At 41.0% G+C, this 22,228-nt stretch carries 20 protein-coding genes and 1 pseudogene; 11 read left to right on the forward strand and 10 right to left on the reverse strand.

The features are described from left to right. The 3 genes and pseudogenes from tuf to rimI all read left to right on the forward strand — a co-directional run. Window positions 1–149, forward strand: a pseudogene (gene tuf / locus FTU34_RS15770) (elongation factor Tu); the annotation flags it as partial. A 216-nt stretch (window positions 150–365) separates the two neighbouring features. Continuing rightward, a complete protein-coding gene (locus FTU34_RS15775; protein ID WP_078193116.1) occupies window positions 366–1,247 on the forward strand; it encodes a metal-dependent hydrolase in 882 nt (293 codons plus the stop codon). A 117-nt stretch (window positions 1,248–1,364) separates the two neighbouring features. After that, window positions 1,365–1,823, forward strand: coding sequence for a ribosomal protein S18-alanine N-acetyltransferase (gene rimI / locus FTU34_RS15780; RefSeq protein WP_111885277.1), 459 nt, complete (start codon window positions 1,365–1,367; stop codon window positions 1,821–1,823). Window positions 1,824–1,908: 85 nt separating this feature from the next. Here the strand turns inward: rimI and FTU34_RS15785 are convergent, their stop codons facing one another. The 3 genes from FTU34_RS15785 to trxB all read right to left on the reverse strand — a co-directional run bounded on the left by FTU34_RS15785 (window position 1,909) and on the right by trxB (window position 4,541). Next, a complete protein-coding gene (locus tag FTU34_RS15785) occupies window positions 1,909–2,724 on the reverse strand; it encodes an arginyltransferase (RefSeq protein ID WP_078190044.1) in 816 nt (271 codons plus the stop codon). A 21-nt stretch (window positions 2,725–2,745) separates the two neighbouring features. Continuing rightward, complete coding sequence (gene aat, locus FTU34_RS15790) at window positions 2,746–3,477, reverse strand: leucyl/phenylalanyl-tRNA--protein transferase (RefSeq protein ID WP_180024005.1); 732 nt, start codon at window positions 3,475–3,477, stop codon at window positions 2,746–2,748. A 110-nt stretch (window positions 3,478–3,587) separates the two neighbouring features. Then, window positions 3,588–4,541 (reverse strand): thioredoxin-disulfide reductase, encoded by a 954-nt coding sequence (trxB, locus tag FTU34_RS15795; RefSeq protein ID WP_180024006.1) that lies wholly within the window; start codon window positions 4,539–4,541, stop codon window positions 3,588–3,590. 253 nt (window positions 4,542–4,794) lie between these two features. On the opposite strand from trxB, the gene FTU34_RS15800 reads away from it, so the two are divergent. Next, complete coding sequence (locus FTU34_RS15800; protein ID WP_180036147.1) at window positions 4,795–7,908, forward strand: DNA translocase FtsK; 3,114 nt, start codon at window positions 4,795–4,797, stop codon at window positions 7,906–7,908. A 56-nt stretch (window positions 7,909–7,964) separates the two neighbouring features. Here the strand turns inward: FTU34_RS15800 and FTU34_RS15805 are convergent, their stop codons facing one another. Then, on the reverse strand, window positions 7,965–8,852 hold the full coding sequence (locus tag FTU34_RS15805) for a LysR family transcriptional regulator (protein ID WP_180036152.1): 888 nt from the start codon (window positions 8,850–8,852) through the stop codon (window positions 7,965–7,967). Between the two features lie 104 nt (window positions 8,853–8,956). Here FTU34_RS15805 and FTU34_RS15810 point away from each other — a divergent pair, with 104 nt between their 5' ends. Next, on the forward strand, window positions 8,957–9,859 hold the full coding sequence (locus FTU34_RS15810; protein WP_180036148.1) for an AEC family transporter: 903 nt from the start codon (window positions 8,957–8,959) through the stop codon (window positions 9,857–9,859). 81 nt (window positions 9,860–9,940) lie between these two features. On the opposite strand, the gene FTU34_RS15815 is transcribed toward FTU34_RS15810, so the two are convergent. The 6 genes from FTU34_RS15815 to FTU34_RS15840 all read right to left on the reverse strand — a co-directional run bounded on the left by FTU34_RS15815 (window position 9,941) and on the right by FTU34_RS15840 (window position 14,515). Further along, a complete protein-coding gene (locus FTU34_RS15815; protein ID WP_067766167.1) occupies window positions 9,941–10,228 on the reverse strand; it encodes a PA4642 family protein in 288 nt (95 codons plus the stop codon). Between the two features lie 285 nt (window positions 10,229–10,513). Beyond that, window positions 10,514–10,786 carry a cell division topological specificity factor MinE gene (gene minE / locus FTU34_RS15820; protein ID WP_078190039.1) on the reverse strand — a complete coding sequence of 91 codons (273 nt, stop codon included), beginning with the start codon at window positions 10,784–10,786 and terminating at the stop codon, window positions 10,514–10,516. A 2-nt stretch (window positions 10,787–10,788) separates the two neighbouring features. Next, window positions 10,789–11,601, reverse strand: coding sequence for a septum site-determining protein MinD (gene minD, locus FTU34_RS15825; protein WP_067670152.1), 813 nt, complete (start codon window positions 11,599–11,601; stop codon window positions 10,789–10,791). Between the two features lie 65 nt (window positions 11,602–11,666). Next, on the reverse strand, window positions 11,667–12,386 hold the full coding sequence (gene minC, locus FTU34_RS15830; RefSeq protein ID WP_078193110.1) for a septum site-determining protein MinC: 720 nt from the start codon (window positions 12,384–12,386) through the stop codon (window positions 11,667–11,669). A gap of 125 nt (window positions 12,387–12,511) precedes the next feature. Then, entirely contained in the window at window positions 12,512–13,576 is a 1,065-nt protein-coding gene (locus FTU34_RS15835) for a preprotein translocase subunit SecA (protein ID WP_373686512.1), read from the reverse strand. A gap of 15 nt (window positions 13,577–13,591) precedes the next feature. After that, entirely contained in the window at window positions 13,592–14,515 is a 924-nt protein-coding gene (locus FTU34_RS15840; protein ID WP_180036149.1) for an acyltransferase, read from the reverse strand. A 247-nt stretch (window positions 14,516–14,762) separates the two neighbouring features. Between FTU34_RS15840 and FTU34_RS15845 the strand changes: the two genes are divergently transcribed. From FTU34_RS15845 to FTU34_RS15870, 6 genes are all read left to right on the forward strand, one after another. Continuing rightward, the gene (locus tag FTU34_RS15845) at window positions 14,763–15,395 is read left to right on the forward strand and encodes an OmpA family protein (protein ID WP_078190036.1); all 633 of its coding nucleotides are present in this window, start codon (window positions 14,763–14,765) and stop codon (window positions 15,393–15,395) included. 137 nt (window positions 15,396–15,532) lie between these two features. Beyond that, window positions 15,533–17,572 (forward strand): UvrD-helicase domain-containing protein, encoded by a 2,040-nt coding sequence (locus FTU34_RS15850; RefSeq protein WP_078193107.1) that lies wholly within the window; start codon window positions 15,533–15,535, stop codon window positions 17,570–17,572. A gap of 64 nt (window positions 17,573–17,636) precedes the next feature. After that, window positions 17,637–18,089, forward strand: a complete 453-nt coding sequence (gene dut / locus FTU34_RS15855; RefSeq protein WP_111885270.1) for a dUTP diphosphatase — start codon at window positions 17,637–17,639, stop codon at window positions 18,087–18,089. Between the two features lie 593 nt (window positions 18,090–18,682). Further along, a complete protein-coding gene (locus FTU34_RS15860) occupies window positions 18,683–20,107 on the forward strand; it encodes a phosphomannomutase/phosphoglucomutase (protein WP_180036150.1) in 1,425 nt (474 codons plus the stop codon). A 10-nt stretch (window positions 20,108–20,117) separates the two neighbouring features. After that, window positions 20,118–21,026, forward strand: a complete 909-nt coding sequence (argB, locus tag FTU34_RS15865; protein ID WP_180036151.1) for an acetylglutamate kinase — start codon at window positions 20,118–20,120, stop codon at window positions 21,024–21,026. Window positions 21,027–21,234: 208 nt separating this feature from the next. Beyond that, window positions 21,235–22,083: a class II glutamine amidotransferase gene (locus FTU34_RS15870; RefSeq protein WP_111885279.1), complete on the forward strand. Its 849-nt coding sequence runs from the start codon at window positions 21,235–21,237 to the stop codon at window positions 22,081–22,083. The last annotated feature ends 145 nt before the right edge of the window (window positions 22,084–22,228 follow it).

A 22,228-nucleotide genomic window follows, 5' to 3' on the forward strand; every position in this document is an offset into this window, starting at 1 on the left:
AAGGCGTTGAAATGGTTATGCCTGGTGACAACGTAGAAATGTCAGTAGAATTAATCCACCCAATCGCAATGGACGCTGGCTTACGCTTTGCGATCCGTGAAGGTGGTCGTACAGTTGGTGCGGGTGTAGTTTCTAAAGTAACTGCATAATCACTAAATGTGTGAAAAAAAGCGCCTCTTTGAGGCGCTTTTTTTTATGCTTATTCAATGTGATAGGTAAATTGTCTGACAATATTTTTTAAAGCTGTCCTTTAGTGATAATTCACTGTCCTTAACTGAAATAATTACGTGTCAATAAAACCGTAATATGAACTCAAGAAAACCAATAAAAGTTTGAGTATTTCATAACTCAAAAAGGAGTTAGGCATGAACGCTAAAGTAAAGATTACTAATCGAGCAGGTGCAAGTTTCCCTGTACGTCGCATGAATTTTGATTTTGATGCGGTACCAGAGTACTGGATGAATGGCTCAGCAGGTTTGACACATTTTATGACCGCATTGTCTGCTTTATTTCCCGCGGGTGAAATGTTCTTTATTGATAGTGTGCGTGCAGTACGTAAACACCCCGCGATCGCAAATAATGAAGCCCTACAAAAAGAAATTAGTGCTTTCATTGGTCAAGAAGCAATGCATACGCAAGAGCATGAGGGTTTTAATGCTTCTGCACAAAAATACGGTCATGATGTCGAAACACTTGATAAGGCAACGGGTCGTGTTATCCAAGGTGTGCGCAAAGTCTTTGCACGTATTGGTAAACCTGTTGGTATTACTCAAGAAATGGTGGATCTTACTGCAACTACGGCACTTGAGCATTTCACTGCAACGATTGCTTCACAGTTATTGGTAAACCCACATATTCAAGCCTTAATGACTGATGAAACCATGAAAAATATGTGGTTATGGCATGCGATTGAAGAAAATGAGCATAAAGCCGTAGCTTATGATGTATTTGAAGGTGTCTTTGGTCAGGGAATAAAGGCCTACGCACTCCGTACAGGTTCATTGATTGGCGCAATGGTGACATTATTCTTCGTACAAAGTTATTTTGTCGCTCGTTTATTAAAAGAAGATAACAAGCTTAATTTTGAAGCATTAAAAGATATTTATACCTATGGTTATAGCCCTTCAAAAGGCATCATCACTGGTATGGGTAAAGAAATGCTGATGTATTTTAAACCAGGTTTTCACCCGAATGATTTAGATACTTCTGGTTTGTTAAAAACGTGGAAAGCATATTTGGGTCTCTAATCACAGCGCTGTGGTGACTTTTTCAGAAGGGCGATGTAAATCGCTCTTTTTTTTATTCAACTTTATAGACAAACTTTTTATAATGCGCATACCCTAGCTATAGAAAGATAAACGAAGATGATTCGTTTGATGCAAGACGCTGATGTCCAGCAGGTTTACGATATCGAGCGCCGCGTACAAAGCCATCCTTGGACCATAAAACAATTTCAAGAATCGATTGCTGCCTATCAAAGTACGGTGATTGAGCGACAAGGAAAAGTTGTAGGTTTTTGCATTTTACAACCCGTTTTAGATGAAGCAAATTTATTGTTAATGGCGATCGATCCGAGCCAGCAAGGCAAAGGATTAGGTTTTCAATTACTCGATGAATCTATTGCCTTACTCAAAAATAACCCCATTCAAATCTTCTTAGAAGTGCGAGAAGGTAATCAACCAGCGATCCGTTTATATGAAAAAGCGGATTTTCATCAAATCGATTTGCGAAAGAATTATTATCCAAATGCCGATGGAACTCGTGAGCACGCCATTATTATGGTGAAGACTTGTGGTGATGATTTTGCAGCTTTATTTAAATAAAAGCGGTGAAGCGTAATCAAATTTAAAGAAAGCATTCGTGAATAAACGGATGCTATTTTATTGAATATCTTTTGTTTGATCCCGTTTATTTAATAATAGGATTGTTCCAGCCGGAAGGTAAGGTGGTCATCAGGGAATCCCCCAGTTGGCTAATTTCTTCTTGGGTCAGTGGTCGGTTGAGTCGACGCCATTGTCCATCAAGCAGAAGTTCCAGTGGAATGTACTGAGATTTATAATTCATTTTTTGCGAATCGGGCACCCAATAGCCCAAGTAGACATATTGCAGTCCAAGCTTTTGTGCATGCTCAATTTGTTTCAGAATGGCAAAAGTACCTAGTGAGCGACGGCTTTCATCAGGATCAAAAAAGGTATATACCGCTGAAATACCATCATCAAGTGGATCACAGGTAGATACACTGATCAGTTGCTCATCCAACCACAGCTCTAAAAAGAAACTGTCAGTGCAGCTATTGATTAAAAATTTTTCAAATTGATCTTGGCTGGGTGGGTACATATCACCATCAGCATGCCGTTCATTAATGTAGCGTTCGTACAGCGCATAATGCTTTGCATCGGCATCTTGAGGGCGGCTAATTTTCACCGTTAAATCTTGATTCCGTTTCCACGCTTTTTTTTGCACGCTGTTCATTTGAAATTCATGAACAGGAACGCGAGAGGACAAACATTGGCGACAAAGATGACATTCAGGGCGATAGACAAAATCACCACTACGACGAAAACCCATGCGGGAAAGTTCGGATAACGTGACCACATCAATACGATGGACCGGGTCCAAAAAGACCATCCGAGCAGATTTATTTTCTAAGTAGCTACAATCATGCGGAGGCGTGATGTAGTACTGTAATTCGTTCAACAGGGACTTTGGTTGATAGGAATTCATCGTAATATCCCTCTTTTATTGTCATGCGCTGAGACTCGCCCATTGCGCTATTGTTTTACTTGAAAATACACTGTCCTGATACTTTTTCCAATCGATAGAGGGTTGTTTAACAACATCTTGTAACGAATTAAGGTATTGTTGGCGAGAAAGTGTACTCGCACCTAAGCTTAAGAGGTGATCGTTGACCAATTGGCAATCAATCCATGGCAACTGATTCTCTTGCCCGATGAGCATTAAGGTGTAAAACGCCATTTTAGAGACATCTGTTCGTGTACTAAACATAGACTCGCCAAAGCAGCCATGGCCAATATTGACACCATAGAGGCCACCGACAACAGTCTCATTTTCCCAAACTTCAATGCTATAAGCATAGCCTGCGTCAAACAGCGCAGAATATCCCTGAATAATATCTTCTGAAATCCATGTTTCATTGGCGTAACTACGCGGCAAAGAACATGAGCGAATTACAGTTTCAAACGCATGATTAATGGTGATCTTATAGTCCATTTTTTTCATGCTGCGTAATAACGATTTGCTTGGATGATAGTCCTGCGGTCGAATAATGCAGCGGGGTTCAGGACACCACCAACAAATCGGATCACCTTCACTGAACCATGGGAAAAGACCGTGACTATAGGCTTCAAACAGTGTGGAAGGGGAGAGGTCAGCACCGATGCAAATTAAGCCTTCACCTTCGGGATCGCATTCAACAGGATCGGGGAAAGTAAATTCAGAAGGAGGGAGTATCGGCATGCCAAGCTTCTTATTGAGGTACACGGATATTTATCATACATAAAAAAGCCGACCATCAGGTCGGCTAATTTTTAAAACTATTTAGCTAAGCAAATGACTTAAGCAAAAGATTATTCGCCGAGTGCATCAAGGTATTTTTCAGCATCGAGTGCAGCCATACAGCCTGAACCTGCAGAAGTAATCGCTTGACGGTAGATACTATCGGCAATATCACCCGCAGCAAATACGCCTGGAATAGACGTTTGTGTTGCGTTGCCTGCGGTGCCACTTTGAACTTGGATGTAGCCATCACGTAAGTTCAATTGACCTTCAAAAATACCGCTATTTGGTTTGTGACCAATCGCCACGAACATACCAGTGACATCAACGTTTTGAGTTGAATCATCTTGCGTAGATTTAATACGTACAGAAGTCACACCGGTGTTATCGCCAATGACTTCATCTACTTGGTGATTCCAGATAATACTGATTTTACCTTCTTTTTCTTTTGCAAAAAGATGATCTTGCAGAATTTTCTCTGATCGTAAAGTGTCGCGACGGTGTACAAGAGTGACATGAGAAGCAATGTTTGAAAGATAAAGCGCTTCTTCCACAGCAGTATTACCGCCGCCGACAACCATAACTTTTTGGTTTTTGTAGAAGAACCCGTCACATGTTGCACATGCACTCACGCCTTGACCCATGAAAGCAGCTTCTGATTCAAGACCTAAATATTGTGCAGTTGCACCTGTACAAATAATCAATGCATCACAAGTAAACTCTTCCATATCGCCTTTAAGCACGAACGGACGAACATTGAGGTCCACTTCGTTGATATGGTCATACACAATTTCTGTACCAAAACGTTCAGCATGAGCTTGCATTTGTTCCATTAGGGCAGGGCCTGTTAAACCTTCTGCACCACCTGGCCAGTTGTCTACTTCTGTCGTTGTAGTCAATTGACCGCCTAATTGAATACCTGCGATGAGTGTCGGTTTCAGGTTCGCACGGGCAGCGTATACCGCAGCGCTATAACCTGCAGGACCAGAACCTAAAATAATTAGACGTGAGTGACGAGCGCTCATCCGTAGAATCCTTTTTTTATATGATAATTTGTGGAATTATACGTCAAAGTTTGAAACGATTGTGTGAGATTAAAGTCGATATTATTGATCATCGAAATCGTTTTGAGCTATATAGAATAAAGTTAACAACTATACTTAAATTATCTTGCATCTTTTTTATTGAACAGGTGCATAATAACAGGTTTAGATTCAGCCCATTTTTGTTGTGGGTAATGACAAAAACATTCATGAAGAATTGGTTACAGGAACGTATATGACAGCGGTGTCGGGTGCATATGCACAGCGCTTAATAATGACATTATTCCTTGTTTCATTTGGGATATATCTGTTCCTTGCAACAGTCACATATACGCCATTTGATCCGGGATGGATGCATTTATCCAGTGATACTCAGCAAGTTTCAAATGCCAGCGGCGTCGCAGGCGCATGGATCGCTGATTTACTCTATGGATTTTTAGGTTGGGCAAGTCTGCTGATACCTGTCTATTTATTTCTCGAAGCAATTCAAGTATGGTGGCCGCGTAGTTTTCTAAACCGTCCATTTCGCTATGCCGCTCAGTTCTTTATTTTACTGGCAACTTCAAGTTTACTTTTCCTGTTTTGGAATGTTCCCGAAGATACTTTAGAAAATGCATCGGGCGGGATTATTGGTTATGAACTGGGTCAAAGTCTTGAACAAATTTTAACGGTCTATGGTGCAGCAGTATTTCTCATTGCATTTTGGATCATGTTGTTCACTTTGGCCTTTGGTATCAAGTGGAATAAGACATGGGCAACCATGAAGTCCACACCGGCTTATCTCCAAGATTTGTTCTATCGCAATGTCCCAGAAGGAGATACTGCTTTTGACCGTACCGTACCATCTACTAAAAAAGGCAGTGTGACTACTAATGTATCAAAAGTGATTGCACCAGTCACACCCGCCCATGAGCATCATGCTGTAGAGGTTGACCCTGTAGAACGTGATCGTGTTGCTGAGCGTTTATTTGATGATATTGCTGATAAAGAATGTGCAGACAAAGAAGGCAATGCACAGCATTTATCTACGGTAAATTCGCCGGAGACTGCTACACCATCCGATGAAGATTTTGAACATACTTTGGCGAAAGTGCGTCAGCTTGAGCAAGATCAACAACGTGTTGTTGCGACGGGAGAGGTTTGGCGTGCCTTGCATTCAAATGATGACCAACGGCACAAACAAGATATTGATGCTTTACTGAAAGCTGCAGAAGAAGAGCAGCCTGCCAATCAAACTGAATATTTCAACAAAGCAGCGGATGTGCATTCGACTTCTCCGACAGAAGCGGTGCAACCTGCTAAAAAATCAGTGGATTGGGATGATGATGAAATCTTCGATGAGCTGTTAGCCGCTGTTCCAAATGGTAAAACAGCGACTGATGTGCATAGCCCATTTAATACAGCACAAAGTGAAAGTCCTGTAACGCATTCAAATGAATTTGCTACAGGTACTGCTGCAACCGTTGCAGGTTTAGGCGTAGCTGCTGCACAGATTGCACCGCTGAGCACACCGAAAAATATCAGTGTTGAAACCGAATTTAATGATCTCGATGATTTGCTGGTTGAAGAAGCAGAGCGAGTGATAGAACAGGTACAGCCAGTTCGTACAACCAGTAGTTATGCGCAATCTACGCCTTTGGTTCGTGCTGAAATCAATACACAGCCGCAGACTTTTGTATCTGATGATGAAAAAGCCTTAATCAGCTCGAATAAAGATGCATTCCGTGAAGTGTGGCAAGAAACGGCGGGTAAACCTGAAGACATCGATTTAGATCTCGAAGATGATTTTGACTTTGATGCGCCTTTAACCGATGCCTCTGGTCGTCCAATGTCTCGTGCGATGCAAGTGGCACAAAAACGTTTGGATTTACCGACTTTGCCGGGATTGGAAATATTAGATCCTGTAGATCCGAATAAGAAAGTTAATTTCACTGCAGAGCAATTGTCTCGCTTGTCTGAACTTTTAGAAATTAAGCTGCAAGAGTTTAATGTCAAAGCTAAAGTTGTAGAAGCACAGCCGGGCCCTGTCGTGACACGTTTTGAACTAGATTTGGCACCCGGTGTCAAAGCGTCGAAAGTCACCAATATTTCACGTGACTTGGCACGCTCAATGTCTATGGCCTCTGTACGTGTGGTGGAAGTCATTCCGGGTAAACCCTATATCGGGATTGAAGTTCCAAATAGTTCACGTGAAATGGTTCGACTTATTGAGCTGTTAGAAACGCCGGCATACCGTGATCCAAATGCCTTACTTAGTATGGCGATGGGTAAAGACATTTCCGGCAATCCTGTCTTGGCAGATTTGGCGAAAGCACCGCATATGTTGGTGGCAGGTACTACGGGTTCTGGTAAGTCAGTCGCAGTAAATGCCATGTTGCTATCGATGTTGTTGAAATATACGCCTGAGCAATTGCGACTTATTATGATTGACCCAAAACAGTTGGAACTTGCCAACTATAACGATATTCCACATTTATTAACGCCTGTTGTAACTGACATGAAAGATGCGGTGAGTGCATTGAACTGGTGTGTCAATGAAATGGAGCGTCGTTATAAGCTGATGTCTTTGATGAAAGTGCGTAAGCTGACTGACTTTAACCGCAAAATTGAAGAAGCAATGGCCAATGGTGAAGATCTCATCGATCCAACTTGGAAGCCAGATGACTCAGCAACGCAAAGTCGTGCGCCACGTTTACAGCCTATGCCGTTGATCGTAATTGTTGCCGACGAATTTGCCGACATGATCATGCAAGTGGGTAAAAAAGCTGAAGAAATGATTACCCGTCTTGCACAAAAATCACGTGCGGCAGGGATTCATTTGCTGTTGGCGACGCAGCGTCCAACCGTAGATGTAGTGACAGGTTTGATCAAAGCCAATATTCCAACGCGTGCTGCGTTACGTGTGAACAGTAAACTGGATTCACGTACTATCTTAGATGCTGGTGGTGCGGAAGACTTACTGGGTCATGGTGATATGTTGTTCCTCGGACCGGGTAAAATTGAGCCTGAACGAGTACATGGCGCGTTTATTTCAGACGATGAAGTGAACCGTATTTGTGATGCATGGCGTGAACGTGGCGAGCCAAACTATGTGGATGAGATTTTGACGCCATACGACGAAGAACCAACTTCTCGCGGCTTTGAAGATGGTGATGGTGGATCAGACCGTGATGCGCTGTATGACCAATGCGTAAGCTTTGTACTGGAAACTCGTAAAGCTTCTACTTCTTCGCTGCAACGTAAATTTAGCCTCGGTTATAACCGTGCTGCACGTATCATCGACCAAATGGAAGAAAATGGTATCGTAAGCAGTATGGGACCAAATGGTAAGCGTGACATTTTGGTTTAATCAATTGGATTAGATCTTTCTCTAAAACCTGCTTCGGCAGGTTTTTTAGTACTGAATTAATTTGATTGATAAAATTTTTGCTGAGCTAATTCAATGAAGGCTTTGCATGCTGGACTTATTAATTGTTGATTTTTAACTGCGAGTCCAATCTGTCGTTGCGTATTAGGTGAAAGTGGACGTTTCACCATATGCGGATGTAAAGCTAATAATTCTTTGGGCATAGCCATATCTGCAACGATAGCGATACCTTCTTGTAAATTCACCATATTTAAAATGGTTAAAAGTTGCGACATTTGATAGGTGATTTTGGGTTGAATTTGATGTTGTTGCAGTAACTTTTCCACATGAGACTGACTGCCTGCACGGGTCATAATAAAGGGGTAGTTTTGTAGGTCTTGGATATTTAAATGACTGTGTTTGGAAACTGAATAACTATCTGGAATCAAGGCAATGAAAATATCTTGGATTAAGGGGAAGGTGAACAGTTGCGGCTTAGGGAGTACGGCAAAACCCACATCAATTTGACGTTCAGAAATCCAACGAGACACTTCTGCATCGGTGCCTTCGTCGACATAGATCTCAATGTGTGGATAGCGCTCTCTATATGCCTTTAATAGCTCTGGAAGCAGATGAATCGAACTAGAAGAACCAAAAGAGCCAATTCTCAGCGTTCCTTGTTGAATACCATGTGCGGCATGCACTTCTTGTTGCATGATTTGTGCGGTATTGATGACTTCTTTAGCATGCAGTAATAACTGCTGACCAATATTAGTCAGGCTAATTTCGCCTTGTTCACGGCTAAATAAGCTGACATTCCAATGCTGCTCTAAACACTTTAGGGCATGAGAGACAGCTGACTGAGTAATTCCCAGCTGTCGAGCAGCGAGAGTAAAGCTTTGTTGTTCTGCGACTTTAATAAAAATTTCAAGCTGAGAAAATGTCATTGCCATGAGTAATTACTCATTTTGTTATGAGTTTAGATGAGGATTATATTGTGCTACATAAATGGTTAAAGATGAAATAGCTACTTTATTTCAAGGCGTACAGCATGAATATCGTCGTCGCATTGTTTCCCCTCGTTGCATTAATCGCGATGGGCTATGTGCTTAAATACACACAGTTTGTTCAGGATGAATTTTGGGCAAATTCAGAAAAACTTAATTACTACGTTTTATTTCCTGTGCTGCTTTTTTTGAATGTATCAGCCGTGCAATTGGATATGAACACCGTTTCACGAATGTTGACAGTACTGGTTGCGGGCACCTGTTTGATCAGCATTGTGTTGTGGGGGATCAAGCAGTTTATGCATATCCCCGTGCAGCGTTTTGGCGTGTATATCCAAAGTCATATCCGTTTTAATACCTATATTGGTTTATCCCTTATGGGCGCTTTATTTGGCTCCACAGGCATGCAGATGTTTGCCATGTTAATTGCCGTTGCAGTGCCCTTAGTCAATATTATTTCAGTATTGGCCTTCTCAAATTTAAGTGTGAAGCAATTGAGGCAGACCTGTCAGTCCATCGCAAAAAATCCCTTAATTTTAGGCTGTATGGCAGGGGTATTGTTTAATTTATCAGGCTTGAGTCTGTTTCATGGCTTACCTGAATTATTAAAAATATTGGCAGCCATGAGTTTACCGCTCGGACTACTTTCTGTTGGGGCAGCATTACAGTTTCAGCAAATGCGCGCCGATCTACGTCGTTTAAGTTTAAATACGATAGGGCGTCTCATGTTAATGCCATGTATTGCTTATCTATTGAGTACTTGGATGGGTTTGACTGATTTTGAGCGGATGATTTTAGTGGTCTTTTTTGCTTTGCCAACTGCATCTTCGTCTTATATTTTGACACGCTATTATCAAGGCGATTCACAAATGATGGCGGCCATTATTAGTGTACAAACCATTGGTTTTGGCTTGATGTTTCCATTGCTCATGTTGATCGTGCATTAATCATGCTGAAATACTATCACGCTGATTTTAAATAAGATAAAAAAAGCCCACATCATGCGGGCTTTTTTTCGGTACTCGAAATTAAGCAAATTTTGCCAATACTTCGAGGAAACCTGCGCTTTGACGTGGATATTGAGCAATCACGTCATGAATACGCTGACCTTCAGGATTAGTTGCGTTCACATCACGGCCATCGGCAACGAATTGAGTCAAAAGACGTTCATAGTCATTTGGACGCATATGTTTGAAAGCATGGTAAAGCACGTGAAAGTCGCCATTCACTCCTTCAGGAGGAAGCTGAGTAAGGTAGGCAAAAACACGCTCATCTGACCATTCTTCGTTGAACGTTGCTGGCTGAGATAATGCCATCGCAATCTCCTTGCTGGTTTAAAATACAAAAAGGCAAAAATGAGTACGCAAGTAAAATGGTTTTATTCGCCATCTCTAAGTTAAGCGACTCATTTTATGGTTGGATCAAAAGTTATTTTTTATCCCGTTTACTCGAAGCAAAGCTTTTGATCTAACACAGGAATAAAACTAATCCAGCCCACTCGAAGCAAAGCTTCTCGTCTTGCGGCTGGGTAAAGCAGCGCTTTACTGATCCAGCCTCACATTTTGCCTTGATTCAATTTACTTGGCTAATCAGAATTCAGATTAACGTTCTTCAGGCAAATTGATATTCATTTCAAGCATTTCAATATTCGCTTCAGAACGAACAGACATTTGAATATGTTGCTCATCTACACCACGAACATAGCGGTTCACCACTTGCATGATTTCTTTTTTCATCATGTCAATCTTATCTTGGCTGAGGCGTTTACCTAAACCATTTTCAGATGCTACGATGACTTTTAAACGGTCTTTTGCCGTTTGTGCGCTTGACGGTTTCTCGTCGCTGCTAAAAAGTTTGCTCCAGAATCCTGCCATGATTACGCTCCAAATAGACGTGCTAACCAACCCTTAGGTTTTACCGTAATATGACGGTAAGGGCGCTCTTCACCAAGGAAACGTGCAACAAGGTCATCATACGCTTGGCCAGCCGCTTCTTCTGTAAACAGAATCACTGGTTTACCTTCGTTCGATGCTTGTAAAACGCTTTTACATTCAGGAATAACACCTAAAGTCGGTACGCGTAAAATATCTTTTGAAATGTCATCAATCGTCAACATCTCTTGTTTATCCGCACGTTCTGGATTGAAACGTGTAATACAGAGATGCTTACGGATACGACCTTCGTTTTGTTCTACTTTTTTGGTTTTGCTGTCGAGCATACCAATAATACGGTCAGAGTCACGTACCGAAGAAATTTCTGGGTTCGTCACAATGATCGCTTCATCAGCATGATACATTGCTAAAATTGCACCACGTTCGATACCCGCAGGTGAGTCACAAATAATGTAATCAAACTCTTGAGAAAGTTCGTCCATTACACGAGCTACACCTTCATCTGTTAACGCGTCTTTATCACGTGTTTGAGATGCTGGCAAAATGTAGAGATTTTCAATATCTTTATCGCGAATAAGCGCTTGTTGTAATCGAGCTTCGTTATTCAATACGTTTACAAAGTCATATACAACACGGCGTTCACAGCCCATGATCAAGTCAAGGTTACGTAAACCCACATCAAAGTCGATCACAACAGTTTTGTGGCCGCGAAGGGCTAAACCTGTTGCAAAAGATGCGCTTGTAGTTGTTTTACCTACGCCACCTTTACCTGATGTTACGACAACAATTTTCGCCACCGAATCCACTCCTGTTATGGTTTAAATCCCCTTTTTTAATTAGGGGTTTGGTGATTATTTATACATTAAAATTGCAAAGCTTCAAATACTAGCTCTTGCTGGTCATTCAAATAAATATGTACGGGCTGTTTGACCACATGAGGTGGAATATCATCAGCGACACAGTAAGTCCCTGCAATTGAAACTAATTCAGCTTCTAATGAATGGCAGAAAATACGTGCAGCCGTGTTCCCACCAGCTCCCGCAATGACTCTACCACGAGCACTACCATAAATATGTATATTTCCTGAAGCAATTACTTCTGAACCACTATTAATCCCAGCATTAATAATGATATCGCCATGGTCTTGGACTAAACATTGACCTGTACGTAAGATTTCATTGTGATACGACGTAGCATGACGAATGGTCGGTACTTCGACTGCAGCAATTTTATCTTCGGTTTTTTCTTCTGCAGGTGCGGGTTCTTCAACCACTTGTTCGCGTGTCGGTTTAACTTGTTGTAGTTTGCGATCCGCAGGAACCACGGGAAATTGGATAGCACGTGCTTGGTCTGATAGCGGACCTTCAGTGACACCAATTGGTTGGATTTCAATACTAATAAGCAGTTGAATCAATGCAATTAGTTCTTGATCAACCGTACTTTCAATCACGGCTAATGTTCCGGGTGGAAAAGCCTTTTGGAACATTGGAGTAAGTTGCTGGCGGATCGCATCATGATCATTGGTATCGAGGTGAATGCGAATCGCATTGACCATTTTGCCTTTTATCCGTATATCAGCCATATTGAATCCTTGAGACTTCTAACTACTACTTTTGTGCCGAAGTAGTTATGTTGTAAATAGAGCAAATCCTAGAACAATTTGCATGAATACTCTAGCGGAGTTCGCAATTATTTTTGACTAAGTGTTTATTCTGTAGCTTGGTCCTGCTCCTGCATAATCTGCTGCCACTGTTTTACTTTCACTTGCTTACGAATGGCTTCTAGACTTTCAAAAACTGCAGAGCGAACCAACTCATCGAGCTGGGCATTATTTTCGATTTCAATACGGCTAACACGCTGTGAAATGTCTAAATATAGATTGGGTTTTTGAGCCGTCGATGTATTGGGATAAGCCAATGGGGAAATTAAACCTTGGGTAATATTTTCACCCAAACGTTGCCCGATACTTTGAATCTGCTGTTCAATGCGGCTGCCAACGATTGGCACTAAGCGCAATAGCTGCGTGAGTTCTGGAGTGTCTTCGATGGCCTGACTGACGATTTGTCCGACATTTTTGGCGATCAATTCACGTTCAGCACGTAACTCTTTGCTTAAATTTTCTTGCAAAATCTCAGCTAAAACTTGGGTGAACATCTCACGGTGATGCTGCACAAGATTACTAATTAGGTCTTTATGGGTTGTACTGGTATTGAGCTCATGCTTAACACCATCTAACACGGTAAGTACCACACGATCTGACAGTTCTTCCATCACCACACGATAATAAAACAAAGCTTTCTTTTGCCATGCCGATGGCACAATCTGATAACCCATTTCATAAAGTCGATAGGCAATCACGCCCGCGCGAAATAAACGCAGGAAACGTAAATGCGGCACAATAGCTAAAATTTCGTACCAATGTATAAACGGGAAGAAGAACCAGCGCTGATGGTGCTTGTTGATGATGGCAATCGCCCAGCGCACCAACAATTCTACAATCAAAAAGATAATGAACCACGCTTCGGTAGTAATCACCCATGGATGTAAATGTTCACGGTAAAAACTCAGCACATCGGGCAGGTGGATACTGTTAAAGAACCAACTGCCAAGATTGCTCATGAGGAAAAAGTTCATGCACAGGCAGAACAAGTTAAAAACAATAATAAACACCATGAATATGTCATAAATCAAAAACAGTTTGAATGACCAACTGTCTGGATTGACATGATGATATTTAGATTTCTTGTTTTGCGGCATGCTGTTCTGCGACATAAAACTTCTTCTTAATTATTCAGTAACTGAGTATTTAGCTTTCATACGAGTAATGAGTTGGTCTTTCTCCGTCCACAGCTCATCTACCCAATGCTGAAATTTTTCACGGAATTCTGCATCATCTTCATAGTTGCCACCATGCACCCACGTTGGAATTTCAATTTTACGTAAATCCACGGCGATACGTGGAACTTCACCGAGCCAAAATTCGCCATAACCTGGTGCACCATTTGGATAGACGATGGTCATATCTACGAGAGCATCAACTTGATCCCCTAAAATATTGAGTGCTAGTGCTAAACCACCCGCTTTTGGCTTAAGAAGGTTTTGATACGGCGACTGCTGCTGCGCATGCTTTTCAGCGGTAAAGCGAGTGCCTTCCAAATAGTTCAGCAGGGTAAAAGGCTGGCTCAATAACTGTTCACAAGATTTACGCGCTTCTTCCATATCTCGATATTTAAGTTCAGGATTTTTCGCGATTTGTTCTTTGCTGTGTCGTTTCATCATTGGAAAGCCTAAAATTTTAAAAGCTTGTCCAACAAATGGAATGAAAATGAGTTCCCATTTGGTGAAGAAACGCGTCAGTGGCATACGGGTTAAACCAAAATATTGGTTAACTGTTGTATCGACCCAACTCTGATGGTTACAGGTCATGAGATAGCGACCATGCAAATTTAAGTCGAGGCCTTCATCGATGGTGATATCCCATTTTGTGTTGGGTAAAACGTGATCAATTAACCAGTTATTGACCGTGAGCCAACTGTTGGTAATTTTTATGTTGGTTTCATCAACCTTTTTTGATTTTTTAAAGAGTTTGGTTAGACCAAGGGCTAGTACAGGAGGACCATGGAAAAAAGTACTGCCTGTCATAACTGAACCGACGGTAAGTCCTTTGCTAATTTTTTTTAGTGTCGGTTGCTTATTTGTTTGAGATGACATATAAAAAGTCCTAGCGGAAATTGTCCAAATAATGATTTATTCTAATAAATATAGTTCGAGTTGATTAAATAAAAAAGGGCATCTGCAGAACTGTGAAGAAATTGTGATGGAATTAACAAATAAATCTCGTATTCATATTACAAATTGTAACTAAACGTTTTATTATTAACAAAAAATCAATGGTTCAGCCATTTGTTTTACTTCATCATTTCAACCATACAACAAAACACAAAGAAGGAGGCATGCAATGCGTGCACTAGTAATTTCGGCAGTAGTTGGGGCAATGGCACTTACTGGTTGTCAAAACATGGAATATGACAAAGCAGCAATCGGTACTGGTCTAGGTGCTCTTTTAGGCGCTGGTATTGCTTATTCTAATGCTGATAAAGACAAAATGGGTCAAGCAGCAGCAATTGGTGCTGTAGTTGGCGCGGGTGCTGGTCTTCTTCTTGATAAGAAAGAACAACGTCTTAAACAAGAATTGGCTGGTACTGGTGTTGATGTAGGTCGTAATCCAGATGGTTCGATCAACCTTGTTATGCCATCAGTAACTTTCGCAACTAACTCTTCAACTATTCAATCTCAGTTCCAATCTGCGTTGAATGACGTTGCTAAAGTATTGCGTGAAGACGGTACTGCAAACAAACTTGCAATCGTTGTACACGGTCACACAGATAACACAGGTTCTGATGCGATCAACAACCCACTTTCTCAAAACCGTGCAAACTCAGTGAAAAACTACCTAGCGTCTCAAGGTATTTCTTCAACTCGTATTACTGCACGTGGTTACGGTTCAACTTCTCCAGTAGCGGATAACTCAACTGCTGCAGGTCGTGAACAAAACCGTCGCGTAGAAATCTCAGTTTACGAAACTAAATAAGTTTTAGTTCGAAACGAAAGGCCACCCTTGCGTGGCTTTTTTTATGGCATTTTTAATGACCGATAAAATACATTTTGCATTAGGCAAGATCGTTTCAGATGACTATAATCATCCTCGAATTAATAAGAGGAAAGACTATGTCACTGGCAAGTCAGTTGAACGACAAGCAACTTGAAGCAATGAAATACACTCAAGGACCCTTGTTAGTACTTGCAGGGGCAGGTTCAGGCAAAACATCGGTGATTACCCGTAAAATTGCCTATTTGGTGAAGCATTGTGGTATTCCTGCGCACCGTATCACCGCGATGACCTTTACCAACAAAGCTGCGCGTGAAATGAAAGAGCGTGTGACGAAGCTGATGAGTCGTGAAGAGGCAAAAGGGCTGTCGGTTTCTACATTCCATAACTTCGGGCTAAACATGCTCCGTTTGGAATTAAAAAATACACCACTAAAAAATAACTTTTCAATTTTAGATGCAGATGACTGCAAACGCATTTTGATGGACTTAATGCATCGCGACAATTTATCCGGTGCAGAAAGTAAAGAGCTGATTGCCAAAGCCATGAAAATGATTTCAGATTGGAAAAACGATCTGATTCCACCTGAGCAAGCGCACACCACCTGTGAAACAGCAGAAGACGTTCAGTTTGCGCATCTGTATCAACTGTATGAGCGTAATTTACGTGCCTACAATGCTGTGGATTTTGATGATTTGATTGTCATGCCGACGCGCTTATTACAAGAAAATGCAGAAGTGCGTGATCGTTGGCAAAATCGAATCCGCTATTTATTGGTCGACGAATATCAAGATACCAACACGGCGCAATATATTTTGGTGAAATTACTCGTGGGTGTCATGGGACAATTCACTGCGGTAGGTGATGATGACCAATCGATTTATGCATGGCGTGGTGCTAAGCCTGAGAATATGGCTTTATTGAAGGAAGATTTCCGTAATCTGAAAGTGATTAAGCTTGAGCAAAACTATCGCTCGACCAGTCGTATTTTAAAAGCTGCCAATACAGTTATTGGCAATAACCCACATATTTTCGATAAAAAGCTTTGGTCAGATAAAGGCCATGGTGAAGTGATCCGCGTGATTACTTGTCGTAATGACGATGATGAATCAGAACGCGTCGTAAAAGACTTAATTACACACAAGCTGATGAACGGTAAAAATTGGAAAGACTACGCCATTTTATACCGTGGTAATTTCCAAGCGCGTGCTCTAGAAACACAGCTACGCCAAATGCAGATCCCGTATAAATTATCGGGTGGTCAGTCTTTCTTCGCTCGTGCTGAAATTAAGGACTTGATGAGCTACTTGCGTCTGATCATTAACCCTGAAGATGACAGCGCATTTTTACGAATTATCAATACGCCAAAACGTGCGATTGGCCCTGTGACTTTGGAAAAGCTTGGCTTATTTGCGCAGGAAAGTAATTTATCCTTACTCAGTGCAGCAGGTGACCAGCGCTTAAGCATGGCGATTCCGAAAAAAGCCACAACCCAATTGGCCGAATTTGCGGACTTTATTTCGACCTTTACTCGTGAATTATTAGAAGATGATGAACCTGTTCCGATCATTCGTCGCATGATGATTGAAGCAGGTTATATCGACTATGTTAAAGAATCTGCAGCTACACCTGCGCAGGAAAAAACCAAGCTGGATAATATTGAAGTGCTATATAGCAGTATTCAAAGTTTGATTAACCGTGCAGAAGATGTCGATGAAAAGAACATTGAAAGTGTGATTCGTAAGATGGTGCTGCTCGATATGTTAGAACAGCAACAAGAAGAAGAAGACACCGACAAAGTCAATTTGTTAACACTTCACGCGTCGAAAGGTCTGGAATTTCCATTCGTTTACTTGATTGGTCTGGAAGAAGAAATTCTACCGCATAAAAACTCCATTGCTGCCGACACGGTTGAGGAAGAACGTCGACTGATGTATGTGGGGATTACTCGTGCACGTCAAGGTTTAACCATGACTCTTGCAGAGCAGCGTAAAGCCGGTGGTCAAATGCGACAAATGACACCAAGCCGTTTCTTGGACGAACTGCCACAAGATGAATTGGAGTGGTTAGGGCGCAAGAAAAAGCTGGCAGGGGATATCGATCCTAAACAGCAAGCACAGCATTATTTAGAAAATTTACGCGCGCTGATTAAGCGTTAAAGCTTAATGCGTAGAATATTTTATTTATTTTTTGAAATTCGTTTTATTGAAACAGGAATGAACCATGAAAGTTCAAGTTAAAGTTCTCGACACACGTTTAGGTACGGAATGGCCAATGCCAACTTATGCCACAGCAGGTTCGGCAGGTCTTGATCTCCGTGCATGTGTAGAAGAAACCACCGTAATTGAACCGGGTCAAACTGTTCTGGTAAAAACAGGCCTATCGATTTATATCGAAGACACTAACTTTGCAGGTTTAATTCTGCCACGTTCAGGCTTAGGTCATAAACACGGAATCGTGTTGGGTAACTTGGTCGGTTTGATTGATTCAGACTACCAAGGTGAATTGATGGTATCTGTTTGGAACCGTAGCCAAACGGCATTTAGCCTAGAGCCGGGTGAGCGTTTAGCACAATATGTTTTAGTGCCAGTTGTACAAGCTCAGTTTGATATTGTGGATGAGTTTGAAGCCACTGAACGAGGAGCAGGCGGTTTTGGTCATACAGGTAAAAACTAATCAGCGCAAGACTTTTGCTCCAGTGTGTTGACAAGTAAATGCCTAAAATCACGTAGCGAATAAAAAACCATCCTCGTGATGGTTTTTATTTATATCATTTTATTTAAATTTTTAATTTATTCAAAATCAAATCTATATTTAGAGTGTTTAGGCTTTTATCAATATCGTTTATAGGCTTATCTCGAGAAAATTTAATTCTGATGAAATTACTCGGATTATATTTTAATAGAGAAGAATAAATTGCACCTTCTTTGTTGATTTAAATTTAATCAATTTACTATATTTGTACAGAGTGGAATAGGGATTTAAAAATATTTGAAAAGTAAAATAAATATAGATGAACGGGTGGTTTGATATTTTTTAAATTGTAAATTAATGATTTATATATAAAAATAATTTGTGGAAAATAGAAGTTTTGGGATTAATTTTAAGTTTTTGATCAGTATTTAAATATTATTAATTGATTATTAACTAAAATTGTTATAAAAAAAGCTACACTTTTTTTCAGGATTTTATCCTTTAATTAAAAGCTTAAATTCTCAATAGAATTTTAGATTTTTTAATTAATAAAGATGTAATTAGAAGAACATAGTATGGGTTCACTGTTTAGTCACTTTCCGCAACATATTTTTCGTGCATATGACATTCGCGGGAAAATATCGCTCTTAAATGCTGATTTAGTTCAGTCAATTGCTTGTGGCTTAGTCAAACAATATTTAGATGCAGGGCAAAAGAGACTTGCCATTGGCTATGATGCGCGTTTAACCAGTCCAACCTATGCAAAAATAATTCAAAAAGTCTGCCGTGAGGCTGGCCTTGAAGCGGAAATTATTGGCTGCTGCTCAAGCCCGATGTTGTATTTTATTGCGGGACAATTTCAAGGCAATGGCATTATGGTGACGGCGAGCCATAATCCAAAATCAGATAATGGTATCAAGTGGATTATCAAAGGTGAGCCACCTTGTCCAGAGATGATTCAACACGTTGCAGTCGAAGCACGAAATTGTTTTTCATCGGAACGTGTGCATTTGATGACTGAACTTGAGCCACACGAAATCAAGCCTGAATATTGTTTGGCCTATCAGAAATTTATTTTAGATGACATTCATTTACAGCAACCACTTAAAGTTGTGATCGATGGCATGCATGGTTCAGCTGGGCATTGTGCAGCCTTATTATTAAATAAATTAGGCTGTGAAGTTTTGGCATTACGTTGCCAAGCTGATGGACATTTCCCTGATCATGCTCCAGATCCATCACAGCTCAAACATTTAACCCATCTCCGCCAAGCCATACAGCTACAAAAAGCCGATATTGGCATTGCTTTAGATGGTGATGGTGATCGTTTAGTGCTGATTGATGAAACTTGCAAAGTCGTTTCTGCAGATCGATTATTATGTTTATTTGCTGAAATTTGTTTGACTCAAAAACCACATGCAGAAGTGGTATTTGATGTGAAATGTTCAACGATGATTCGCGATACTGTGTGTGATCTAGAAGCACAGCCTGTCATGATTCGAACAGGTAGTAGTTTCTTGCGAAAATATATTTCCCAATCTAAAGGCAAAGCGGTTTTTGGTGGTGAATACGCAGGGCATTATGTTTTTAATGACGGTCGTGGTGGTGGCTATGACGACGGTCTATATGCTGCCTTAAGGGTATTAGAATATATTCAAGCTCAGGGACTGACATTGTCAGAAGCTTTGGCGAAATATCCGGAGCGCTTTAGTACCGAAGATTTATATGTCAGTACGCATCAGCATGATCCAGCGGAAGTTTTAAAGCAGGTTGAAGCCAATTCTACGCGAATTCCGGCACAAATCAGTAAAATTGATGGAATACGCCTTGATTTTGATGATGGATTTGGCATCATTCGAGCATCGAATACAGGTGAGTATTTCACTTTACGCTTTGATGCCAACTCATCAGCACGCTTAAAAGAAATACGAGATCTGTTTGTTTCCATGTTAGTTGAGCACTATCCAGACATTGCTCATGACATTCCAGATGCTCAATAAGGAGAGGCAAATGCCACATCAACATACTGGCATCGACAAAGCACAAATCCTGACGGAAGCTTTGCCGTATATTCAACGTTTTGCGGGTAAGACGCTGGTAGTGAAGTATGGTGGTAATGCCATGACCGATCCTGAGCTTGAGAGCTCATTTGCACGTGATATCGTATTGCTGAAAACGGTTGGTCTAAACCCGATTGTGGTACATGGCGGTGGTCCACAAGTGGATTCATTCCTTAAACAATTAGGACGTGAATCAGATCGTATTGACGGTATGCGCGTGACAGACCCTGCAACGATGGAAGTTGTTGAGATGGTTTTGGGCGGCAGTGTGAACAAATCGATTGTGAACTTAATCAATAAACACGGTGGCCGTGCGATTGGTTTAACCGGTAAAGATGGTAATTTGATCCGTGCGCAAAAATTATTGATGGAAAAAACTACCGAAGATGGTTCAGTCAAACAGATTGATTTAGGTCTCGTTGGCGAAGTGGTTGGTGTGAAAACTGACGTACTTGAAATGTTTACCCAAAGCGATTTTATTCCTGTGATTGCACCATTAGGTGTAGACGAAGACGGCAATACCTATAACATCAATGCTGACTTGGTTGCAGGTAAAGTGGCTGAAGCATTGGGTGCGGAAAAGCTAATTCTATTGACCAATATCACGGGTGTTTTAGATGAAAATAAAAATCTGCTGACTGGGTTAACCACCCAAGAAGTTGATCGTTTGATTGAAACTGGCGTGATTTATGGCGGCATGATTCCGAAAGTTGGCTGTGCATTAGATGCAGTCAAAGGTGGCGTAATCAGCGCGCATATTGTTGATGGTCGTGTACCTCATGCAACATTACTTGAAATCTTTACGGATCATGGTGTGGGTACATTAATCACCAATCGAACCAATGTGAAAAAAGCTTAAGATACTTAGCATTTTTTGATATAAAAAGCCTCTTTTGAGGCTTTTTTATTATTTATCAGTTGGCTAAGTGAGATTTGAAAAGATCAAATAATGTATTTGCCCTGTTGGATTATAAAAACTCTTATAATGGCGCCGATTTTAGATTTACAACAACTAAAACTGTCATGCACAATAGAGAAATCATAGATTTACTGCTGAAATGATCAATATGTGCCAGCTGCTCGGAATGAATTGTGCGACTCCCACCGATATTACTTTTTCGTTTCGGGGATTTTCGCAGCGAGCAGGAATTACCTCAGATCATTGTGATGGCTTTGGTATCGCTTTTTTTGAAGATAAAGCATGTCGTTTATTTGTCGACAATCAATCTGCTGTAGAGTCTCCGATTGCCGAGCTGATCCGAAACTACCCGATTAAATCTCGCAATGTGATTGCACATATTCGTAAAGCGACACAAGGCAAAATTAATCTTGAAAACTCACATCCATTTAGTCGTGAATTGTGGGGCAGACAGTGGATTTTTGCACATAATGGCGACCTACATGGCTTTCAGCCTGAGCTCACGGGGCGCTTCAGCCCTGTTGGCAATACCGACAGTGAATTGGCCTTTTGCTATTTGCTCGAGCAAATGGTGAAACGTTTTGGTTATACCGAACCTACACTTGATCAGGTGTTTGACCTGTTATTAGAAATCTCTCCGAAAATTGCGGAACATGGCACCTTTAATTTTTGTTTGTCGAATGGGCAGGCGCTCTTTAGTTATGCGATTACCAAGCTGCATTGGCTGGTTCGAGAGTTTCCATTTCAGCCTGCACAGTTGATTGATATTGATGTTGAAGTCGATTTTAGTGAAGTCACTACGCCTGAAGACCGTGTTGCCGTGATTACCACTGAACCCTTAACGCAAAATGAAGTTTGGACAGCATTTGAGCCGGGTGAAATGATTTTATTTCAACATGGTCGTCCAATACGTGCTGCAAAGACGGTTGTTGAACGTTTAGAACGTGAGCGGCTGGACCCATCTTTAAAACGTGTCACACGTGCAGATCAGTATTAATTTTGAATGAAAGATATTCGAGACCTTTGCACAAACCAGCGACCTACTCTCGACACCAATCTCAAACTCAACTAAAAACTGGAATTGGTGTTAAAAGATAGAAAAAGTCACCGAATTGGCATAACACTCTCCTAAATTGCAGTTA

Origin of the sequence: Acinetobacter sp. YH12094, from assembly GCF_013419295.1 — a bacterium.
GTDB lineage: Bacteria > Pseudomonadota > Gammaproteobacteria > Pseudomonadales > Moraxellaceae > Acinetobacter > Acinetobacter amyesii.